This window comes from Paraburkholderia sp. JPY419, assembly GCF_050435705.1.
Classification (GTDB): domain Bacteria; phylum Pseudomonadota; class Gammaproteobacteria; order Burkholderiales; family Burkholderiaceae; genus Paraburkholderia; species Paraburkholderia youngii.
Genome location: NZ_JBNDKV010000004.1, coordinates 886006 through 907584 on the forward strand (window position 1 = coordinate 886006; position 21579 = coordinate 907584).

Here is a 21579-nt window from a genome sequence, read left to right on the forward strand (position 1 = left end):
GATACCACCGAACCCCGTTTCAACCATTCGAAGTCCGTCCGTCAGGAGCTCGAATGTTCCGCGCTTTGCTCCGGAAAATCCGGAAACAACACGGGTGCCATTTCAATCGCGAATTCCTTGAAGAGCCTGCACGGTTTCGAAATGTGCCGGTTGCCCAAGTACACGAGTGAGAGGTCGTATGTCGGGAGGCGCCACTGCGGCATCACCTCCACCAGCTTGCCCTCGCGGACAAGATCGGGCCGGACCACAGGGGGCAGTTCACCGATGCCGGCACCCGCCAGCAACATGGAAGCGAGGCCGGCAAAATCGTTCATCGCGAATAACGGCTGGAACGTGAGCGTCTGCTTTTCCCTTCCATTCTCGTGCACGAAGCACCAGCTGCAATCCGCCTTCCAGTGCGAAAACGCAAGGAGGCGATGCTCGAGCAGATCCTGCGGCTTTCGGATCGCCCCGCAGCGCTTAAGGCAGGCGGGCGTTGCCACGATGCGATGCCGATAGGCCAGAAGGCGCCCGCGCGACCAGCGACGAATCGCGCAATGCACCAACCCGGAACACAAGGTCGACGCCGTCCGCGATATGTTCGACATAGCGCTCGGTAACGAGAATCTGAAAACGCACGTTCGGATAGCGCTTCTGGAATTCCAAGACGAGCGGCGTCAGCAAGGTGTCCGAAACGCTCGGCGGCGCCGAAAGGCGCAAGAGCCCTGACACGTCCGAGAGATGGCTGGAAGCGACTCTGTCGATGGCCTCACCCAGCTCGGCGCCTCGCACGGCTTGCTCATACACCTCCTTGCCGAGGTCGGTGAGGGTGAGATTACGCGTGGAGCGCTCCAGGAGCCGAACGCCCAGTGCCTTCTCGAACTCTGCGATGTGCCGGCTGACCGTAGAGACCGGCATGCCAAGCCGGCGTGCCGCCCCGGAAAGGCTGCCCGATTCGACCACCTTTGCGAATATCACCAGCGAGCTGAGGTTCGCCATCGCTTTTCCATCATTGGAAAACCATTGTGCGCCAATCGTCAGCGGCGTCGCAAGAACGGGCGCCGACCCGGGAGTACGAGCGCGCACGTGACACGTCATGGCACGCCGACCTTCCCGGAACTGGAAAACGTTTTTTTGCTTTTCCGTCTACCGGAAAATCGCGGCTCGTCTATGGTTTCGAATAGACACTCGCGAGCCGCAAAGGAGGCGTCGATGACGACCATGAAAGCAGCAGTGATCTACGAGCCGGGTGGTCCTGAGGTGCTCAGGCTCGAACAACGTCCCATACCGACGCCGCAGCAAGGCGAGGTGCTGATCCGCGTGAAGGCGTTCGGACTCAACCGGTCCGAAATGTTTACGCGCCAGGGATTTTCCCAGAGCGTGAAGTTTCCGCGCGTGCTGGGAATCGAGGCGGTCGGCATCGTGGAAGACGCACCGGGAATGGAGTTCGCCAAGGGCGATACGGTTGCCACCGCGATGGGAGGCTTGGGGCGTGAGTTCGACGGCAGCTATGCGGAGTACACCTGCGTACCTGCCCGGCAGGTGCAAAAACTGGTCATTGGCTTGGCTTGGGAAACGCTCGGCGCAATGCCGGAAATGCTTCAGACCGCGTGGGGCTCGCTGTTCAAGGCCCTCGCGCTGCAAGAGCGGGACCGGCTGCTGATTCGAGGCGGAACGACATCGGTTGGACTTGCCGCCGCGGCAATTGCCAAAGCGCACGGTGCGTTTGTGATTTCGACGACCCGCAATCCGCAGAAAGGCGACGCGCTGCGTGCGAACGGCGCCGACCGTGTCGTAATAGACTCGGGCGCAATCGCGCAGGAGATCGGCGAAGTGTCGCCCGGCGGCGTGGATAAAGTGCTGGAACTCATCGGAACCACGACGCTGAAGGACTCGTTGCGCTGTGCAAAACAAAGCGGCGTGGTGTGCATGACTGGCATTGTTGGCAACCAGTGGTCGTTCGATACCTTCAGTCCGATGGAAGTGATACCGAGCACGGTGAAACTCACCATTTACGACGGCGGAGTCAATGAATTCATGGCGACGCCGTATGACGAATTACTGGCGCAGGTGAAGGCCGGAACACTTCGCGTCCCCGTTGGGAAGGTTTTCCGGCTCGACGAAATCGTGGAAGCACACCGGTGCATGGAAGAGAACAAGGCTGGAGGGAAGATCGTCGTGCTGCCATGAAGGCCGCCTCCAGGCGATTGCATCGACCGATGGAAGCCCCCATCTCACGTTTCGCGATGCACACCGACAATAGCTGGCCAGAAGGAAACCGCGCCCGCGGTGGCCTCCGAAGCACCTTCACTAATGGCGACGCGGCCCACCTGGCCCAGAATGCAACGCGCCGCACAATTCCCTAATTTCCTTGTGCGGTGTGTCGACGCGAAACGCCGCTATTTTTTTGGCGGCTAGATGAACGTCGAGCTGGCCGCAACCCGGCTAGCCGGAGTCGTCACGGCGACCGCAAAGCGGAATTTCCGAAATGAACCCGAAGGGCCGTTGCACCCGGAAGCTGCCGTTGATTTTGTGCATGCTTGAAGGGCAGTTCCGGGTCGTCCTGAGCCACATATACATGCCCTCGCCCACTGCTTTCCGACGCCCTGCCGTCTCCCCTGCGCAACGAAACTCATCCGGCATCGGCAACCCACTGCCACGCCGATGATCTCCATTGGAAGTTTCGAGGTCAACTGACAGCCGTTTCGCTTTGTCTTGATAGAGTTACGCCTTCTAAAAGAACGACGGAGCAGTGTGTGAGCGTCGATGAATATTACAGACGGCTGAACCTGCCGTGCAATGCGTCACCGTCAGACATCAAGCGCGCATACCGGCGGCTAAGAGCTCAGTACCATCCGGACCGCAACAAGGGGCGCGAATCGATGGTCGAGCCGGTGTTCAAGCGCATTCAGGAAGCATTTGAAATCCTGACCGGTGAGCGCAGCTCGCCCGTGCGAAGCTCGATGGGGACGTCGGCTCAGGATCACGACAAGGAAGCTCGCTCTCGCGCGCGCCATAACGCGCCGCCGATGCGTGGCGCGAACTGCCTGATCGAACTCTTCGTGCCGCTCGAAGCCGCTATCTATGGCGGCGAGATCGAAGCGAGCTACCCTGTGAAGGGTCCGTGTCAGCAATGTCAGGAAAGGGGCTCTCCGTGCATGAGCTGCCACGGCAGCGGCCTGTCGGCCGCCAGCTCGCGCTGCCCCGACTGCGACGGCACCGGGCGCCCGCCAACCAGTGAGACGTGCCCGACATGTCTCGGCATGGGTAGCAGGACCTACCGGAAATCAGAGGTGGTGAAGGTTCCGCAGGGCGCCTGGGATGGCCAGCGTCTTGTCGTCGAAGGCAGCGGCCATCCCGGGACGAATGGTGGTCCGCCGGGCGACGCCATCTTCTCGGTCGTGATCGTGTGCGATACGGCCTTCCGTCGCAACGGGCTGAATCTCGCGTGCGATATCCATGTTGATTTCGTGACGGCCACGCTCGGCGGCAACTTCGCCGCACAGATCCTCGGCCACACCCTCCAGCTGGAGATTCCACCGAATGCGAACGCGGGCACCACGATCCGCTTGCCTGGGCATGGACTCACGAACCATAGCGGCTCGCGCGGGGACTTGACGTTACATCTGGTTCTCGCGATGCCGTCCGCTGCGTCACATCTGAGCGACAACGAGCGACAAACGCTACGTGAGATGTTTGAGGATGCGGAGCGTCGAGCAATGCATGCTGTTCCAGCACTCTCGCAACACAAATCATAAAGCCGTGCTCTCGAGCAAACTGGCAACCCTGCGCTGCATGGGTTGCCGCTTTTGCGCTCCGTTCCCCCGCACTCACCTCTCGATCACCGCCCCGCCTGCGTCGATTGCCGCAACTTCGCCACCTCCGCCGCCCCAACCGCCGGCGCGCCGTTGTTCCAGCCCGCGCGCACGAAGCTCAGCACGTCGGCGATCTGCTTATCGTCGAGCACCGCCGCGAAGCCGGGCATCGGGAACGGCGACGGTACGCCGTTGATCACGAGATCGCCGGTGCCGTTCAGCGTCACGTTGATCAGCGACGATGCGTCCTTCGCGAGCACGTTCGGATTGCCGGCAAGCGGCGCGAGCATGGGCGCGAAGCCGCGTCCGTCGACACCGTGGCAGTGCATGCAATACGCGGTATAGACGCGCGCGCCGGCATCGTTCGCGGGGCGATCGAGCGACACCTTCGTCGCCTGCGGATCGTACGTATAGGCCGGCGCGCCGTTGCCGCCGACCGGCGGCAGCGACTTCAGATACGCCGACATCGCCGCGATGTCCTGGTCGCTCAGCGCTTGCGTGCTGTTGTTGATCACGCTCGTCATCGCGCCGAACGCCGACGCATGGCGATTCGCGCCGGTCTTCAGGAATGTGCGCAGATCCTCGTCGCTCCAGCGGCCGAGCCCGCTGTTGTGCTCGCCGGTCAGGTTCGACGCGAACCAGCCGTCGAGCAGCGCGCCGCTCACGAACGCGCTGCCGCTTTCGTCGAGCGCGCTTTCCTGGAACGCAACGCCGCGCGGCGTGTGACACGACCCGCAATGTCCGAGCCCTTGCACCAGATACGCGCCCCGATTCCACGCGACGTCCTTGCCCGGCTTGTCGCGATACGCGCCCTTCTGCAGAAACGCCATGTTCCAGAACATCAGCGGCCAGCGCATGTTCAGCGGCCACTTGATGTCGGACTCGCGATTCGCCTGCTGCACCGGTGCGACGCCGTGCATGAAGAACGCGTACAGCGCCTTCACGTCGTCGTCGTTGACCTTCGCGTAGGACGGGTACGGCATCGCCGGATACAGGTTGTGCCCGTCTTTCGCGACACCCTCGCGCAGCGCTCGCGCGAAGTCCGCTTCCGTGTAGCCGCCGATGCCGGTCTGCGCATCGGGCGTGATGTTGGTCACGTAGATGCGGCCCATCGGCGTGTTCATCGGCAGACCGCCGGCAAACGGCTTGCCTTTCGGCGCGGTGTGGCAAGCCGCGCAGTCGCCGAGTTGAGCGAGATAGGCGCCGCGTTGCACGAGCGCTTGATCGGCTGCGCCGGCACCCGCCGGAGTCGCGGCATCAGCAGGCGCTTGCGCGAGAATCGGCAAGGCGACGCACAGCGCCGCGCCAAGACCCTTCAGCATGTTTTTCATGTCGGGCTCCTTGCGCGTTACGCGCTGTGCAGTTGACGGCCAACCGGCAATTGCCGCAGCCGCGTGCCGGTCGCCGCATAGATCGCATTGGTCAGCGCGGGCGCGAGCGCCGCGGTGCCGGGTTCGCCGATGCCGCCGGGCGCCTCGCCGCTCTTCACGAGATGCACGTCGATCGGCGGTGTCTCGTTGATGCGCAAAATCCGGTAGTCGGTGAAGTTGTTCTGCTCGACGCGGCCGTCCTTGATCGTGATCTCGCTGTACAGCGCCGCCGTGATGCCGAAGATGATGCCGCCCTGCACCTGCGCCTCGATCGTGTTCGGATTCACGTACATCCCGCAATCGACCGCGCAGTTTACGCGCTTGACCGTCACCTCGCCCTGCTCGACCGCGACCTCGACGACGATTGCGAAGAAGCTGCCGAACGCGTGCATCACCGAGACGCCGCGCCCTTGCCCCTTCGGCAGCGCGCTGCCCCAGTTGCCGGCCTGCGCGGCCACGTTCAGCACGTTCAGCGCGCGCGGCGATTTGCCGAGCAGATTGCGCCGGTACTGCACCGGATCGATCTTCGCGTGCGCGGCGAGCTCGTCGATGAAGCTCTCGACGACGAACGTGCCGCGCGTCGGCCCGACGCCGCGCCAGAACGCGGTGGGCACCGCGTGCGGTTCCACGCGCACGTAATCGACCAGCTGATTCGGCAGGTCGTACGGCAGATCGGCGGCGACTTCCACCGCGTCGGGATCGAGCCCGTTCTTGAACGCGGGTGGCGCAAAGCGCGCCATGATCGACGAACCGGCAATGCGATGCTGCCACGCGATCGGTTTGCCATTCGCGTCGAGCCCGACCGAGATCGTGTCGTAGTAGTACGGCCGGTACATGTCGTGCTGGATGTCTTCCTCGCGCGTCCACAGCACCTTGACCGGCGCCGACACCTGCTTGCCGACCTTCACGGCCTGCGTGACCATGTCGGTTTCGAGCCGCCGCCCGAAGCCGCCGCCGAGCAGATGGTTGTGCACGATGATCTTGTCGGCAGGCAAGCCCGTGACCGCGGCCGCCGCATCGACGACGCGCGTCGGCACCTGCGAGCCGAGCCAGATTTCGCACGCGTCGCCGCGCACGTGGACCGTGGCGTTGACCGGCTCCATCGTGGCGTGCGCGAGGAACGGCTGCTGGTAGACCGCGTCGACGCGCGACTTCGCATCGCCGAACGCGCGGCCGACGTCGCCGTCCTTGCGCGCCACCGCGCCGCCGTGTTGCGAGGCCGCCGCGAGATCTTCGACGATGCGCTTCATCGAGACCTGCGCGCCCGCGCCTTCGTTCCACTTGATATCGAGCGCCTGCAAACCGCGCTTCGCGGCCCACGTGTGGTCGCCGATCACCGCGACCGCGTTGTCGAGCTTGATGACTTCGCGCACGCCGGGAATCTGCTTCGCATGCGTCGCGTCGACGCTCGCGAGCGTGCCGCCGAATACCGGGCAGTTCGCGATCGCCGCGTAGACCATGCCGGGCAAGCGCACGTCGAGGCCGAACTGCGCGGTGCCGTCGACTTTCTCCGGCGAATCGAGACGCTTCGCCGGCGTGCCGATCAGCTTGAAATCCTTCGGGTCTTTCAACGGCACGTTCTGCGGCGCGGGAAGCGCCGACGCCGCCTGCGCGAGCTGACCATAGCTCGCGCTGCGATTGCTGGCCGCGTGGACCACCTGCCCGGCCTGTGCATGGCAACTGGCCGGATCGACCTGCCACTGCTGCGCGGCCGCGTTGATCAGCATCATGCGCGCAGTCGCGCCGGCGCGGCGCATCGGCTCCCACGCGAAGCGGATCGACGTCGAGCCGCCGGTCAACTGCCCGCCGAGCAGCGGGTCCATGAAGAGCTTTTCGTTGGGCGGTGCGTGATCGAGCGTGACCGAGTCGAGTGGGACTTCGAGTTCTTCGGCGATCAGCATCGGAATCGACGTATAGACGCCCTGACCCATCTCGACCTTCGGTATCACGAGCGTGACCTTGCCGGCGGTGTCGATCTGGATGAACGCGTTCGGCGCGAACACGCCGCTTTGCGGCGCCTCGTTCGCATCGCCGCCGATCACGCTCTTGGCCGCCTTCTGATCCTGGCTCGCGGCCGGCATGCTGAAGCCGAGCAGCAGACCGCCGCCGGCCGCGGCGCCGACCGTCACACCGAATTTGAGGAACGTGCGCCGCGAGATGCCGTGCGCATGCCGCGTGTTGGTGTCGGTCGGCTGCGCGCCGTTCTGCGCATCGAGCAATCCCTGGGACATGTCAGGCCCCCTTCGCAGCTTGCTTGATCGCCGCGCGCACGCGGTGATAGGTGCCGCAGCGGCAGATGTTGCCCGCCATCGCGGCGTCGATGTCCGCGTCGCTCGGATTGGGATTGCGCGCCAGCAGCGACGCCGCCGACATCACCTGCCCGGACTGACAGTAGCCGCACTGCACGACGTCGAGTTCACGCCAGGCCTGCTGCACTTTCTGGCCCGTGGGCGTGGCGCCGACCGCTTCGATCGTGACGATCTTGCGGTCGCCGACCGCCGCCGCCGGGAACACGCACGAACGCACCGCGACGCCATCGAGATGCACGGTGCATGCGCCGCATTGCGCGATGCCGCAGCCGAACTTGGTGCCGGTCAGCCCGACGAGATCGCGCAGCACCCACAGCAGGGGCATGTCGGGCGGGGCATCGACGGTATGGGTTTCGCCGTTGATATTGAGCGTTGTCATGAGCGGCTCCGGTGGGGATGTTGTCGTGGTCACGCGGTTTAGATCGCGACACCGCACCAGAGCGCGAACATGCGCGGTTTTGTTCGGCATGTCGCGCTAATCCGCGATGAAAAGCGGCCTGTGATCGAGCGGGTGTCGACAGAAAACCGGCCGATTGTAGTCGTGTCGAAAGAAGTGCGCTTTGGCGGTGCCAGGCGGCACCTCGCATGCTATGCGGGGTGGATCGCATGTACCGACTGGGGCGATGCGTTACCATCGATGGATCGATCCGTCGCGCGACCCGCTGCATCGCACCGAGTGGTGTTGCGACGCGCGATTCCGTCGTGTCACCTCAGCCGCTGGAGCCGCCGATGAACGACCCGCAATGTATTCAATTCCTCACGGATGTTCGCCGACCATTGCTTGCGCTGCACAAGGCGATTCTCGATCACGAACGCGCCGTATACGAAAAGGAGTTCGGCCCGGTGACGCCGGCGGCATTCCTGCAGGTGCTGATCAACGGTTCGGGGTTTCGCTGGCTGACACCGCTTTCAACGGTGATCGCGAGCGTCGATGAGACTCTCGACGACGCGGAGGCCGAGGCCGGCGACCGTCTCGCGACGGCCGAGGCCGTGATCGGACTGTTCTCGCCCGAGCAACCGAACAACCACTTCCTGCCGCGTTATCTGCCTCTGTTGCAGGCCGATCCGGCGATCCTGCATTACCACGGCGAGGTATCGCGTTTGCTGCGCAGCGTGCAAACGACCTAACGGCGATTCGCGCGGAGCACGGCGGCGGCGCGTGCGCAGCTTGCCGGCTCCTGCATTTCCTCACCGTTGATAAGCGGCCGCACGTCGGTGCGGCATCGTCGATGGCCGGTACTTCTGCGTAAATTGAGCGAAATGCTCTGACGTGAAGGTACTTTGGCAACGATTTGTCGACCGCCTGGAAGGCGCGGCCAAGCAGATTACCTGGGTTAGCTGAATAAATTCAAGGTGAGCTTTTGCGGGAACGCCGAAGCTCAACTGCGCCCCTGCGGCAGGTAGCGCAGCGGATCGACCGGCTTGCCGTCGTGCCGCACTTCGAACCCGACCGACACACGCGAGTTGTTCTCGTCGCCCATCTCCGCGATCTGCTGCCCCTTGCGGACGATGTCGCCAATCTTCACCAGCAGCTTGCGGTTGTGCGAATACGCGGTCAGAAAATCCTTGTTGTGTTCGACGATGATCAGGCTGCCGTAGCTGTTCAGTCCGGTGCCCGCGTACATCACCTTGCCGTCGGCGGCGGCTCGCACCGGATCGCCCGCTTTACCGCCGATCTCGATGCCGCGTGTTTCGCCCGGCTGAAACGCTTCGACGACGCTGCCCGCGGCAGGCCATGCAAGCGTCACGCTGCTCGCATGCCGGCGGGTTTCCCGCGTGACCTGGCGGACTTCCGCGGCATCCGGAGCGGGTGCGGCGGACTGCGTCGAAGCTTGTGCCGACGTTGGCGCTGTCGCTTGTGAATACGTTGGCGCTGTCGCTTGTGAATCACTCGGCGCCGCGGATCGCGCCGCCGCCTTCGCGGCGGCCGCCGCATTGGCCGCCTTCACCGCGCGCACCGTCTCCGGCGACGCGACGTGCAGCACCTGCCCCGGCTTCAGCCGCGCCGACGCCTTCAGCCCGTTCCATGCCTGCAATTGCTTGACGCTGATGTGGTGACGCTGCGCGACCCGCGCGAGCGTGTCGCCGCGCCTGACCCGATACAAGAGCGGCGGCGACTTTTTCAGCGACGTGTTATCGCTGGCATCGATCGACAGCGGCGCGGCTGCCGCCGCATCGCCAGACGCGGCTCCCGTCGCATTCGCCGCCAGCACGCCGGACGCTGCGTTGGTGCTGTTTGCCACATCGTTCTGCGCGTTCGGCTGCCCGACGTTCGCGCAACCGCTGACGGCCAGCGCGACCCATGCGCCGGCGAGACCGGCCAAGATCGTTCTGTCGAAACGCTTTCTCATTCTGTCCGACTCCTGCTGTATAGATGCGCAAGCCGGATACGCCGATGCCGCTGACAAGGCGCGCGATCTTCGGCCGCGTGGCCTTCCCGACGACACGGCTAAGCTGCCTCGAAGGGCGCTCACCCCGTGCCTGCTTGCCGATCAAATTTCTGGCGGAATTCTAAAGTGCCGTTTAATAAAAACGCGCCGCGCCACACACTCTGATACAGACGTTACGAGCCGTATTTCCGCGTTACGACGGCACGTATTTGGGCACATCAACGACGCACACATCGCCGCTTCGCCGCGGCGCGTTCAGACTCGTTGACCTTCGGCTTATCGGCAGATGCGGGGGGAACTTGAATAGTCATCGGTCGAGGCGGAGAGCACAAAAAGCCAGCCTTCGAAATTCGAAGGCTGGCCAATCCGCGTTCGACGAGCAGCGAACTAGAACTTATGCCGGATCGCCGCGCGCACGACGACCTGCTTCGACGTCGACGACGGCGACTGCGTGCCGGGGATGAATGCGAAATCGAGGATCGACAGTGTGGAATCGCCGGCGACCTGTTGATAGGCGCCCTGCAGATAGAGGTCGGTGCGCTTGGACAGGTTGTAGTCGGCCATCAGCCCGAACGTATGGATGCGCGGCTTCACGCCGCCGTTCGATGCGTCGTAGGTTTCCATCGTGTACACGTACTGCGCGCCGACGAACAGCACCGGCGAAATCTGGTACTTGCCGTTGATCTCGAAGTTCTGATACTTGAGCGAGTTCAGCAGCACGCCCGGCGGCGTGACGGGCACGAGCGGCACTAACGGCTCGATGCCTAGATAACCGTTTGCGGTCGGCTCCAGATAGTTCGAGTTGCTGTAGACGAAGCCCGCCGTCGCCGGTCCGAACGTATAGGTGATGCCGCCGCCGAACACGCGCATGCGCGTCGCGACGAAGCCGGCGTCGTTCGTGGCGACCGCGCCGTTCGCACTGCCGCCAGGATTGTTGGCCTGCAGATAGGCCGCCGCGACCAGCAGCCCGCCATATGTGTACTGGCCGCCGAAACTGTACGCGCGATTGTTGGCGAAGCTGGTGTCGTTGCTGAAGCTGTACGTGCCGCCGAACTGGAAGCCCGAGATCGACGGGCTCGTGTACTTGACGGTGTTGTTCAGGCGGAACGTGTTGTCGGTGTTGTCGTTGTCGTACGGATGCGAGAACAGCTGACCGCCCCAATTGCCGTTGGCCGTGGTCTGCGCCAGATAATCGACGACCGAATCGTATTGTCGGCCAAACGTTAGGGTGCCGTACGCCTGCGAGCTGAGTCCGACGAAAGCCTGGCGGCCGAACAGGCGGCCGCCCTGCCCGAGCCGCCCGGAATTCAGATCGAAACCATTCTCGAGCTGGAAGATCGCCTTCAGTCCGCCCCCCAGATCCTCGGCGCCCTTCAGGCCCCAGCGGCTCCCCTGTGCAAGGCCGCTGGCGAGTTCATAAACATGGCCGTGGCCGACATTGTTCGTGTAGTTGATGCCTTCGTCGATCACGCCATACAGCGTGACGCTAGTCTGCGCGACGGCAGGCACGGCAAGAACGGAAGACGCAGCAACGGAGACAGCCAGCGCGAACACTTGCTTGTTCATGATGATCTCCCTGCACCTCGAGTGATAGGACAACTCGATCCGGCCGCTTTGTTCTCTTTGCTTTTTATTCTCATCACTTTCCCAGCAGTTCTGAGGACTGCTCCAATGGCTGCGCTTTCCAGAAATCCTCACACGACATCGTCCGGCCGTCCATGAGTGGATGCGCCAAGCAGCGGGAATGTTGCTAATTCTCCACTGCGCGTTGTTTCCTCTTTTTTCGTAAGGTCGGTTCAGGTAAACGGCAGCCGCGGCTGCCGGTCTCGCTGCGTGATTGTCATAAAAAGAAATATAATCCCCTGCCTCTGCTGCCATGCAACGGAACTCGATGCCGCAGCGAAGGTCATCTTTACAGCCCGCTGACCCGCCGCCCAGAAATGGCGGCCGAAGTCGGCGACGCGGACCACAGGCGACGCCAACCCGGATCGCCTTCCCGCCGCAGCACCCAATCCCATATTACAAAGCCTTGTGAGACGCCCGCCGCGCTGGATCAGCGCGCCGTCGCACGGGGCTGCTTTTGACTCGAACAATGCGTGACAAGCCCTCCTCCCGCCTGATCGAACTGGACTTTTTCCGCGGACTGGTTCTGCTGATCATCGTGGTCGATCACATCGGCGGCAGCATTCTGTCGCGCGTGACGCTGCATGCGTACGCGCTGTGCGATGCCGCCGAAGTGTTCGTGTTCCTCGGCGGCTTCGCGACCGCCACCGCCTATGCGACGCTCGCCGAGCGGCGCAACGAGACGATCGCGCGCGGCCGCTTCGTGCGCCGCTCGTTCGAGATCTATCGCGCGTTTCTCGTCACCGCCGGGCTGATGCTGCTGGTCAGCGCGGTGCTCACCGCATTCAGCATCGACGGGCCGAATCTCGCCACGACCGATCTCGACGACCTGATCGACACGCCGCTCGCCGCACTGCGCGACATCGTGCTGCTGCGCCGCCAGCCGTACCTCGCGTCGGTGCTGCCGATGTACGCTTTCTTCGCGCTGCTGGTCCCCGCAATCCTGCCGCTCGCGCGCAGCAAGCCGTGGCTGCTGGTCGCCGGCAGCGTCGCGCTGTGGGCCGGCGCGCCGGCGATCAACAAGTACCTGCCCGCCGCGCCCGACATGCACTGGGACTTCAACCCGTTCGCGTGGCAACTGCTGTTCGTGCTCGGCGTGCTCGCGCGCTGCCAGCCGGTGTATCAGCGAACCCGCGCGCATCGATCCGGCTGGCTCGTCAGCGTGCTGGCGTTCGCGGTGGTCGTGGGCGCCGCCTACTACAAGCTGGTTTTGCTGCACGCGCCCCTTCCCGGAAGCCTCAAGCAGAATTTGTCCTATCTGCGCGCGGGCAACTTCCTCGCGATCGCGTGGCTCGTCGCCAATCTGATCGAGCTCGGCTGGGCGAAGAAGGTCGCGGGGCGGCTGCCGTGGGTCGGCTTGATCGGCCGGCAGGGCTTGCTGTGCTTCATTGCCGGCGCGGTGATTTCGCTGGTGATCGACTCGGTGCTCTACGCGGCGACCGACGGTTACCTGAACTATCCGCTCGGACTGCTCGCCGATGCGGCCGCGGTCGGCGCGCTGTTTGCCGTCGCGCTGGGCGTGGAGCCGCTGAAGCGCTTCGTCGCGCGCTTCGTTGACGGGCGGCTGCGGACCTCGGGCTGAAGAACCTTGCGCGCATAAAGCGCCGTCCGCCTGTCCGCCACTTCCCATCTCAAATCTGGCGCCAATGCTGATAGGATGACGGCCGCGCGCGAATCCCGCGCCAGCCGGCCATCCTCACTGACATGCGTCGATTCCTCTGTTTCGCCCTCGCACTGCTTGCCTCCGCCGTCGGCGCGCCCGCGTTCGCGAGCACGGTCGCGAGCCGCAGCTTCCATTCCGATGCGCTCGGCCGCGACTGGAACTACACGATCTACCTGCCGGCCGGCTATCGCGCGGACGGTCCGCGCCTGCCGGTGCTCTACCTGCTGCACGGCAATAACGGCGACGCCAACGACTGGCTCGCGCAAGGTCATCTGCAGAGTGCCGCCGACACGCTGATCGAGCGCAAGGAGATTGCACCGGTCGTGATCGTGATGCCGCAAGGCGGCACGGACTGGTACGTCGACCGCAAGGAAAAGATGGAGAGCGCGTTCTTCGGCGATCTGCTGCCCGAGATCGAAACGCACTACGCGGTCGCGACGCAGCGCGGCGGCCGGATGATCGGCGGCGTATCGATGGGCGGCTTCGGCGCGCTGCGCTACGCGCTGACGCAGCCCGAGATGTTTTGCGGCGCGCTGCTGCTGAGTCCCGCGATCTACGCGAACGAGCCGCCGCGCGCGTCGGCGGCGCGGCGGGTCGGCGTGTTCGGCGAGCATCAGTTCGATCCGCGCATCTGGCACGAGCTCAACTATCCGGCGCAGTGGGACCGCTATATGAGCCAGCCGTATCGCCTGCCGATGTTCATCGCATCCGGCGACGACGACCTCGATATCCAGGCGGACGCGTCGCTGCTGTACACGCGTTTGCGGCTTGCGGGGAATCCAGCGGCGCTGCGGATCATCGACGGCGGCCACACGTGGGACGTGTGGAGCGCGCTATTGCCAGCCGCGCTCAAATACACGCTCGGCTGCGTGAAGCCGCCGGCGCCGGCGCTGGAGCATCCGTCCAATCAACGGCCTTGAGCCGGCGCTATTCCACGAGATCGGTCCACAGCACCATCAGCACCGTCATCAACGCGGGGCCGATGAAAATCCCCAGCAGCCCGAACGTCTCGGCGCCGCCGAGAATGCCGAACAGCACGAGCAGAAACGGCAGGCGCGTCGAGTTGCCGATCAGCACCGGCCGTACGAAGTGCTCGGCGACGAACACGACGACGGAGCCGAATATCAGCAGCCCGGCTGCCGCGACCATCGAGCCCTGCACGAGCAGCCACAGCGCCGCGAGACCGAACACGATGGGCGCGCAGAACGGCAGCATCGCGGCGATCGCCGTGACGAAGCCGAGCAACGCCGCATGCGGCACGCCGGTCACGAAGTACGCGACGCCAAGCAGCAGGCCCTCGCCGACGCCGACCACGATCAAGCCCGACACGGTGCCGCGCACAGCGGTCCCCATATGCGCGACGAGGTCCGCGCCGCTATCGCCGAAACCGCGTCGCGCGGCCTTCAGCAACGAGCCGGACAGACGCGGCCCCGCCTGAAAAATCACGAACAGCGTGACCAGCATGAACGCGAACACCATCGCCGCATGCGCGGCGCGGGCGCCGAAATGCCGGCCGAGCGTCATCACCGTTTCGCTGTGCAAGCCTTTCATCGCCGCCGAGTCGCGCAGCGGCTGAGCGAGATTGGCCTGCCACCACGAGCTGATCTGCTGCACGCCGAACGGCAGACGGTTGATGAAGTCCGGCAGCGGGATGCCGTTCTCCTGCGCGCTGCGGAACCACTCGTTCAGTTCATGCGCCTCGCGCAGCGCCTGCGCGATGCCGAGCCCGACCGGCAGCAGCACGAGCACGGCAATCGCCAGCGTGAAGACGGTCGCGAGCAGGGTCGTGCGCCCCCTGAACCAGCGGCTCCCCGCCACCTTGTGCAGCAGCGGCCACAGTGCAATCGCGACGACCGCCGCCCACGCCACCACCACGATGAAATCGCGCACCACCCACAATGCGAGCAGCACGAGCCCGATATAGAGCACGACCGACGCGGCCCTCTGCTTTTTCTGGCGCTCGACGGCGACGGACGGCGTTTCGGGAGAGTTGGGCGGGACGGCGGGAGGGCGTGGAATCATGTGAACTCTGGTGTTTTTTGAACAGTGTGCGCACGAGCCGACCTGAAAAATTCAAACCCGCTACACTGACGGCTCAGTTCGCCGCCCGACACTCAACATCTTAAAGGAAGCGTTGCCGCCCTTTTCCCGGCCGCCCTCCTCGTCGCGCCATAGGCAACACAGCGTTGCAAAAACGTGCATTATTAAAAAATCACATAAAAATGCTTGCAACGCCCGTCATTTCAGCAAGTCGCAAATGTCAAGTGTGATTATTGCTAATTCCGGAACGGTGTTTCAACGATGACACAATGGCTATCCGGCGCGCACGGGACTAAATTCGCCACTCCACAATACGGAGTCGATGATGACCCTGGAGTCCATCCCCCTCGACGGTAGCAATGGCGTACGCATCGAAATTCTCGAGAGCTCCGACACGACGCTGGTGATCCGCTGGGTCGAGCCGGGCCGCTGCCACTACGGTGAACAGCGCTGGCGCCGCCGCTCGGCGCATTCGTCTGGCACCTGCGCGGTGTCGCGCCGCAAGATCCGCCGCGGTGACCCGGTGTTCAAGCCGGCCGAGCGCCCGGCGCCATCGAATGCGTCCGCGATGATCTGCGCGGAAATTCTCGAACCGCTGCTCGAAGCGGCCTGACGCACGGAACGTTCCCGACTACCGCGGCCGGAGCGCGAGTTTCAACCTCGTCTGTCTTCCTTCCGCCCATGCGCCCCTTAACGACCGTGTGCCCGGCCGCCGCGGCATCGCATGATCCGCCGCCGCGCTGCCCCCGCTCACGGTTGCCGCCCCGCGCCTCGTGCGTTAAGGTGGACTCGTTGCGCCCGCCCGACTGCCGGCTCGCTACCCGGCGCCGGCTGCGCGCCTTCCACCACCGCGCCGCGCCCGCCGCGACGCCGTTTGAGGGCCGATCATGGCAGAAGACACGCCGCAAACCCGCGCGGCCACCGCCGCTTCCACGCCTCCCGCTTCCTCCGCTCCTCCCGCTTCGCTGATCCCGCCGCAGCAGTTCTCGCTCGACGTGCTGCTCGAAAAGTATGCGAAAGGCGACGAGCAATCCGCCGACGACGTGTATCGCCGCGTCGCGCGCGGCGTCGCCGAGGCCGAGCCGCCCGAGTTGCGAGCGTCGGTCGAGGAACAGTTCGTCGACAATATGCGCCACGGCGCGCTCGGCGCGGGCCGCATCATGAGCGCGGCGGGCAGCGGCATCGCCGCGACGCTGATCAACTGCTTTGTGCAGCCGGTCGGCGATTCGATTCAGGGCGTCGATGAACAGGGTTTGCCGGGCATCTACGTCGCGCTGCTGCAAGCGGCCGAAACGATGCGCCGCGGCGGCGGCGTCGGCTACAACTTCTCCGCGATCCGGCCGAAGGGCGCGCGGGTTCACACGACCAGTTCGGCCGCCTCGGGTCCGTGCAGCTACATGGACGTGTTCGACGCATCGTGCCGCACCGTCGAAAGCGCGGGTTCGCGGCGCGGCGCGCAGATGGCGGTGCTCGACTGCAACCATCCGGACCTGCTCGAATTCATCGAGGCCAAGCATTCGAAGGGGCGCTGGAACAACTTCAACGTGTCGGTCGGCGTCACCGACGAATTCATGCGCGCGGTCGAGAACGACGAGCCGTGGCAACTGGTCCATCGCGCCGAGCCGTCGCCGGCGCTGCGCGCGGCCGGCGACGTGCGGCAGCGCGATGACGGCCTGTGGGTCTATAGCGAACGTCCAGCGCGCGCGATCTGGGACCGCATCATGCGTTCGACGTACGACGTCGCCGAGCCCGGCATCGTGTTCATCTCGCGGATGAACGAGGACAACAATCTGCGCGCGGTCGAAACGATCCGCGCGACCAATCCGTGCGGCGAGCAGCCGCTGCCCGCCTACGGCTGCTGCAACCTCGGACCGCTCAATCTGACGCGCTTCGTCGTCGATCCGTTCGCGCAGATGCAGGGGCGCCAGCCATCGTTCGACTGGGACGGCCTCGCACGCCGCACCCGCACACAGGTGCGCTTTCTCGACGACGTGCTCGACGTCACGCTGTGGCCGCTGCCCGAGCAATACGCCGAATCGCGCGCGAAGCGGCGCATCGGCGTCGGCTTCACCGGCCTCGGCGATACGCTGGTGATGCTGGGCCTGCGCTACAACTCGCAGGAAGGCCGCGATTTCGCGGTACGCATCGCGCGGTTGATGCGCGACGAGGCGTATCGCGCGTCGGTCGAACTCGCGAAGGAGCGCGGCGCGTTCGAGCTGTTCGACGCCGCGCGCTATCTGGAAGCCGGCACCTTCGCATCGCGTCTGCCCGACGACATCAAGCAGGCGATCCGCCGCGACGGCATCCGCAACAGCCACCTGCTGTCGATCGCGCCGACCGGCACCGTGAGCCTCGCGTTCGCGGACAACGCGTCGAACGGCATCGAGCCGGCGTTCTCGTGGACCTATACGCGCATGAAGGTGATGGCCGACGGCGGCCGCGAATCGTTCGACGTCGAGGACTACGCATACCGGCTTTATCGCGAGCTCGGCGGCGATGTGACCAGCCTGCCCGACTATTTCGTCAGCGCGCTGCAGATGTCCGCGCGCGACCATCTCGACATGATGGCGGCCGTGCAGCCGTACGTCGACACATCGATCTCGAAGACCGTCAACGTGCCCGCCGACTATCCGTTCGACGCGTTCGAAAGCCTCTACTTCGATGCATGGAAAAGCGGGCTGAAGGGCCTTGCCACCTATCGCCCGAACGACACGCTCGGCGCGGTGCTGAGCGTGTCGTCCGCGCAGGCCGACGACACGCTCGCCGAGATGGATCAGGACCCGCTGCGTATCGCGATCGATCATCGGCCGAGGGGCGAATTGCCGGCGATCATCGAGAAGGTCGAGTATCTGACGCAGGCGGGCAAGAAGTCACTGTATGTCGCGGTGTCGTTCATCGAGGTGACGGGGCGGCTCGGCGGCGAGGACGTGACGATCGAGCGGCCGATCGAGTTCTTCATTCCGGTCGGTCAGCGCGACGAGTCGCAGCAATGGATCACCGCGACGATGCGTTCGCTGTCGCTGGCCGCGCGCGGCGGCTTCGTCGCGCGCAATCTGCAGGATATGCGCAAGGTGTCGTGGGATCGCGGCCAGGTGCGGCTTGGCGACGTGCAGCGGCTCGACGGTCATCGCGCACCGCGCTGGCACGATTCCGAAGTGGCGGCGCTCGCGTTCGCGATCCAGCAGATCCTCTATCGACGCGGCTTTCTCGACGCCGAGGGCAATCAGATCGCATCGCGGATGCTTGCGCGTTTGCCCCGCGGACAAATGAAAACAGACTTGGCGCTGTCCGCCGATTTCGGCCTGCGTCCGAATCCGGCGGATAGCGCCGACGCGTTGCTGCAGCCGAACGGCACGCAAGGGCTGCACACGATGCTCGGACGCAAATGCGCTTCGTGTGGCGCGAATGCGGTGATTCGCAAGGATGGCTGCGATTTTTGTACCGCGTGCGGGGAGGTGGGGGCGTGCGGGTAGTGGCAGGTTGGGAGCGAGCGGCGCGGATGTGAGTACCCCCATAAGGTCGCAAAGCGACCGTGGCAACTAATCTAGGCCGTGAGGTCCGAAAAGTTCGCATTCAGCCGCCGCGTCGACCCGGGCTAAAACGATGCGCCTGCTGTTCCCCTCGCCGAGATCAATGCAGGATTTTGGCTCGACGACGTGCAGGATAGTTGCCCTGCCGCATCGGGCCGCGTTGTACGATGGATTCGGCAGCAAACTCTTTTGGGCTTGTCGTTTCGGTATCTGGTTCGCTCATTTTATGGTTATGACCGGGACTGAAGATTTAACTGGAATTTTGTCGAGTGCGCGCTCGCGCATATGGTTGCGAACAAGGTTGATGTGGCCTATCACAAGACTGACCTGCTCGAACAGCGCTGCCCGATGAAGGAAGAGTGGGCGGCGCATGTCTCCGGCATGGCGGGTTGATTGTAGAAGCGGCCGAAGAGAGAGGCACAAAAAAAACGACTTGTGAGGGGCGGCATATTCGTCTCCACTTTGCATGTTCCCGGATGATGAACAAATCGAACTCTATAGCGATCGCAAAGCCGGCAGTCGGATGCAGATAGACAATGTGTTGAGCTGTTCTTTTACCCGGCAATGAGCACTTCAACAGATTGCGTGCAAGTGCTTCAACTTGCGTGTTCGGCCGTGCCCTCTCCATCGACAGCACGATATTGACTGTACCGCCGTTCTCGAGCCCTAGACGGGTCACTCCTTGAAAGGTGGCTGTGACTCGACGCGCACCGAATTTGAGACCCAGAATCAATGTGTCAGGACAAGTCAAGTCAGATTCATTTCGTAGCACGATGCTTTCACGCTGATCGAGTTCAAGAAGGCGCGAGCGTCGCGCGAGGCGGTCGCCGCGCTCGGTATCGAGACCGGCGCGCGCGTGCTGCAGTTCGTCAACGGGCTCGCGCTGCACGGCAAGACCGTGCTGATCGAACATATCACCGTGCCCGAAGCGCTGTTTCCCGGCTTGACCGAAAGCAAGCTGCGCAACCGGCCGAACACGCTGTACAACTTCTATCAGGACGGTTTCGGCATCAACGTGGTCGAGACCGATGAGCGTGTGAGCGTTGCGCTCGCCAATGAGCTCGAAAGCGCGCAGCTTGGCGTCGATGTCGGCGCGCCGCTGCTCGAGATTCGGCGCATCGCGTACTCGTATCACCGCAGCGCGGTGGAACTGCGCATTTCGCGGCTCAATACCGAGGAGTACGAGTACATCGGCACGCGCGCGGCGCGCGACGATCAGAAATAGCGGACCACCGTCACTCGCCAGGCACATCTGCGCAAAAACGACAGGCCAATCGTCTTTCATTTTCGGCCGGCGCCAACCTGTCTAAAATAGCCGCACTTCCGATTCCGAGAACCTCATGCTGGATACCCTCACGGGCGGCGCCGCGCCCATCAACGACGACTCTGGAATGTTCGAACTCGCGCCGGTGTCGCTGTGGCTCGAAGATTTCAGCGGCGTGCGCGCGTTGTTCGATGAATGGCGAGCCGCGGGCGTGACCGATCTGCGCGCCCATTTCGCCGCAGACCCGCTCCACGTTGCCGAATGCGCTCACCGCATCCGCGTGATCAAGGTCAATCGGCAGACGCTCACGCAATTCGAGGCCGCCGATTTCGACACGCTGACGAGCAACCTCGCGTCGGTGTTCCGCGACGACATGCTGAAAACGCACCTCGAGGAGCTGTGCCAGCTCTTGGCCGGCCAGTCGAGCTTCACGAGCCACACGGTCAACTACACGCTCGGCGGACGGCGCCTCGACGTGCTGCTCAAGGGTGCGGTGCTGCCCGGTCACGAGCAACGCTGGGACCGCGTGCTGGTGTCGACCGAAGACATCACCGAGCTCGAAGGCGCGCGGCGCCGTGTCGTGGAAGCGGAAGAATACGCGCGCGGGCTCTTCGAACATTCGCCGGTATCGCTGTGGGTCGAAGATTTCAGCGCGGTCAAACGCCTGCTCGACGGCGCGCGCGCGGCCGGCATCAACGATTTCCGGGTGTTTACCGACGTCCATCCCGAGTTCGTCGAACGCTGCATGGCGGAAATCCATGTGCTCGACGTCAACCACCACACGCTCGGTATGTTCGGCGCGAAGGACAAGAAGACGCTGTTGGCGCGCCTCGCCGACGTGTTCCGCGACGAGATGCGCCCGCATTTCCGCGAGCAGTTGATCGACCTGTGGGACAACAAGCTGTTCCAGCAGCGCGAGGTGCTCAACTATTCACTCGACGGCAACGAGGTTCACGTACACCTGCAATTCTCGGTGCTGCCCGGCCACGAGCGGGACTGGGATCTCGTGCTCGTCGCGCTGACCGATATCACCGCGCGCAAGAAGGCCGAGGCCTATCTGGAATTTCTCGGCAAGCACGACGTGCTGACCAAGCTGCGCAACCGCTCGTTCTACGTCGACGAACTGAACCGGCTGGAACGCAAGGGACCGTGGCCCGTCACGATCATCATGGCCGACCTGAACGGCCTGAAGCGCGTGAACGATCAGCTCGGCCACGCGGCCGGCGACGCGCTGCTGCGGCGGGCTGGCGAGGTGCTCGTGAAGGCGATGGAGTCGCCGTTCCACGCGGCGCGGATCGGCGGCGACGAGTTCGCGATCCTGATGCCCGATACCGACGAGCGCGGTGGCGCGGCGATGATCGACGCGGTTCGCCAGCTGGTCGAGATGAACAACCAGTTCTATCCGGGCTCGCCGCTGAGCTTCTCGATGGGCGCGGCGACCTGCCAGCGCGGCGATCGGCTGGAAGCGGGCGTGCAGCGCGCCGATCTGCTGATGTATGAGGAAAAGCGCGCGCACTACGACGCGCAGCCGGGCGTGGAGGCGGCGGCGAAGTAACGGCCGAGGGCGTCAGGCGTTCGCCACGCCGGCGCAACGCT

Annotated in this window: 17 protein-coding genes; 9 read left to right on the forward strand and 8 right to left on the reverse strand. The window is 64.2% G+C overall.

Annotated elements, in window-relative coordinates:
• Window positions 1–41: 41 nt before the first annotated feature.
• Together QFZ91_RS32570 and QFZ91_RS32575 are read right to left on the reverse strand one after the other, a co-directional pair.
• Window positions 42–482, reverse strand: coding sequence for a LysR substrate-binding domain-containing protein (locus tag QFZ91_RS32570; RefSeq protein ID WP_429569714.1), 441 nt, complete (start codon window positions 480–482; stop codon window positions 42–44).
• The gene (locus QFZ91_RS32575) at window positions 460–978 is read right to left on the reverse strand and encodes a LysR family transcriptional regulator (protein WP_429569715.1); all 519 of its coding nucleotides are present in this window, start codon (window positions 976–978) and stop codon (window positions 460–462) included. Before QFZ91_RS32575 ends, QFZ91_RS32570 begins: the two co-directional genes overlap by 23 nt.
• 213 nt (window positions 979–1191) lie before the next feature.
• Here QFZ91_RS32575 and QFZ91_RS32580 point away from each other — a divergent pair, with 213 nt between their 5' ends.
• The gene (locus QFZ91_RS32580; RefSeq protein WP_429569716.1) at window positions 1192–2169 is read left to right on the forward strand and encodes a zinc-binding alcohol dehydrogenase family protein; all 978 of its coding nucleotides are present in this window, start codon (window positions 1192–1194) and stop codon (window positions 2167–2169) included.
• Window positions 2170–2735: 566 nt separating this feature from the next.
• Window positions 2736–3737: a DnaJ C-terminal domain-containing protein gene (locus QFZ91_RS32585; RefSeq protein ID WP_176384582.1), complete on the forward strand. Its 1002-nt coding sequence runs from the start codon at window positions 2736–2738 to the stop codon at window positions 3735–3737.
• 83 nt (window positions 3738–3820) lie between these two features.
• Here the strand turns inward: QFZ91_RS32585 and QFZ91_RS32590 are convergent, their stop codons facing one another.
• From QFZ91_RS32590 to QFZ91_RS32600, 3 genes are read right to left on the reverse strand one after another with little or no spacing between them, the layout of a single operon-like run.
• Window positions 3821–5125, reverse strand: a complete 1305-nt coding sequence (locus QFZ91_RS32590) for a c-type cytochrome (RefSeq protein ID WP_429569717.1) — start codon at window positions 5123–5125, stop codon at window positions 3821–3823.
• A 17-nt stretch (window positions 5126–5142) separates the two neighbouring features.
• Complete coding sequence (locus QFZ91_RS32595) at window positions 5143–7395, reverse strand: molybdopterin cofactor-binding domain-containing protein (RefSeq protein WP_429569718.1); 2253 nt, start codon at window positions 7393–7395, stop codon at window positions 5143–5145.
• A 1-nt stretch (window position 7396) separates the two neighbouring features.
• The gene (locus tag QFZ91_RS32600) at window positions 7397–7852 is read right to left on the reverse strand and encodes a (2Fe-2S)-binding protein (RefSeq protein WP_368598570.1); all 456 of its coding nucleotides are present in this window, start codon (window positions 7850–7852) and stop codon (window positions 7397–7399) included.
• A 350-nt stretch (window positions 7853–8202) separates the two neighbouring features.
• Here QFZ91_RS32600 and QFZ91_RS32605 point away from each other — a divergent pair, with 350 nt between their 5' ends.
• Window positions 8203–8601: a hypothetical protein gene (locus QFZ91_RS32605; protein ID WP_176384589.1), complete on the forward strand. Its 399-nt coding sequence runs from the start codon at window positions 8203–8205 to the stop codon at window positions 8599–8601.
• 251 nt (window positions 8602–8852) lie between these two features.
• On the opposite strand, the gene QFZ91_RS32610 is transcribed toward QFZ91_RS32605, so the two are convergent.
• Together QFZ91_RS32610 and QFZ91_RS32615 are read right to left on the reverse strand one after the other, a co-directional pair.
• The gene (locus QFZ91_RS32610; protein WP_429569719.1) at window positions 8853–9824 is read right to left on the reverse strand and encodes a peptidoglycan DD-metalloendopeptidase family protein; all 972 of its coding nucleotides are present in this window, start codon (window positions 9822–9824) and stop codon (window positions 8853–8855) included.
• 426 nt (window positions 9825–10250) lie between these two features.
• Entirely contained in the window at window positions 10251–11429 is a 1179-nt protein-coding gene (locus tag QFZ91_RS32615) for a porin (protein ID WP_176368831.1), read from the reverse strand.
• Between the two features lie 526 nt (window positions 11430–11955).
• Here QFZ91_RS32615 and QFZ91_RS32620 point away from each other — a divergent pair.
• Together QFZ91_RS32620 and QFZ91_RS32625 are read left to right on the forward strand one after the other, a co-directional pair.
• Window positions 11956–13068, forward strand: a complete 1113-nt coding sequence (locus QFZ91_RS32620; RefSeq protein WP_429569720.1) for an OpgC domain-containing protein — start codon at window positions 11956–11958, stop codon at window positions 13066–13068.
• Window positions 13069–13190: 122 nt separating this feature from the next.
• Window positions 13191–14069, forward strand: coding sequence for an alpha/beta hydrolase (locus QFZ91_RS32625; RefSeq protein ID WP_429569721.1), 879 nt, complete (start codon window positions 13191–13193; stop codon window positions 14067–14069).
• A gap of 7 nt (window positions 14070–14076) precedes the next feature.
• Here QFZ91_RS32625 and QFZ91_RS32630 read toward each other — a convergent pair whose 3' ends face one another.
• The gene (locus tag QFZ91_RS32630; protein WP_429569722.1) at window positions 14077–15171 is read right to left on the reverse strand and encodes an AI-2E family transporter; all 1095 of its coding nucleotides are present in this window, start codon (window positions 15169–15171) and stop codon (window positions 14077–14079) included.
• Between the two features lie 343 nt (window positions 15172–15514).
• On the opposite strand from QFZ91_RS32630, the gene QFZ91_RS32635 reads away from it, so the two are divergent.
• From QFZ91_RS32635 to QFZ91_RS32650, 4 genes are all read left to right on the forward strand, one after another.
• Window positions 15515–15802, forward strand: coding sequence for a DUF3331 domain-containing protein (locus QFZ91_RS32635; RefSeq protein WP_013091570.1), 288 nt, complete (start codon window positions 15515–15517; stop codon window positions 15800–15802).
• Between the two features lie 274 nt (window positions 15803–16076).
• The gene (locus QFZ91_RS32640; RefSeq protein ID WP_429569723.1) at window positions 16077–18662 is read left to right on the forward strand and encodes an adenosylcobalamin-dependent ribonucleoside-diphosphate reductase; all 2586 of its coding nucleotides are present in this window, start codon (window positions 16077–16079) and stop codon (window positions 18660–18662) included.
• A gap of 844 nt (window positions 18663–19506) precedes the next feature.
• On the forward strand, window positions 19507–19944 hold the full coding sequence (locus tag QFZ91_RS32645; protein ID WP_429570930.1) for a GntR family transcriptional regulator: 438 nt from the start codon (window positions 19507–19509) through the stop codon (window positions 19942–19944).
• A gap of 115 nt (window positions 19945–20059) precedes the next feature.
• On the forward strand, window positions 20060–21538 hold the full coding sequence (locus QFZ91_RS32650; protein ID WP_429569724.1) for a diguanylate cyclase domain-containing protein: 1479 nt from the start codon (window positions 20060–20062) through the stop codon (window positions 21536–21538).
• Window positions 21539–21579 lie beyond the last annotated feature (41 nt).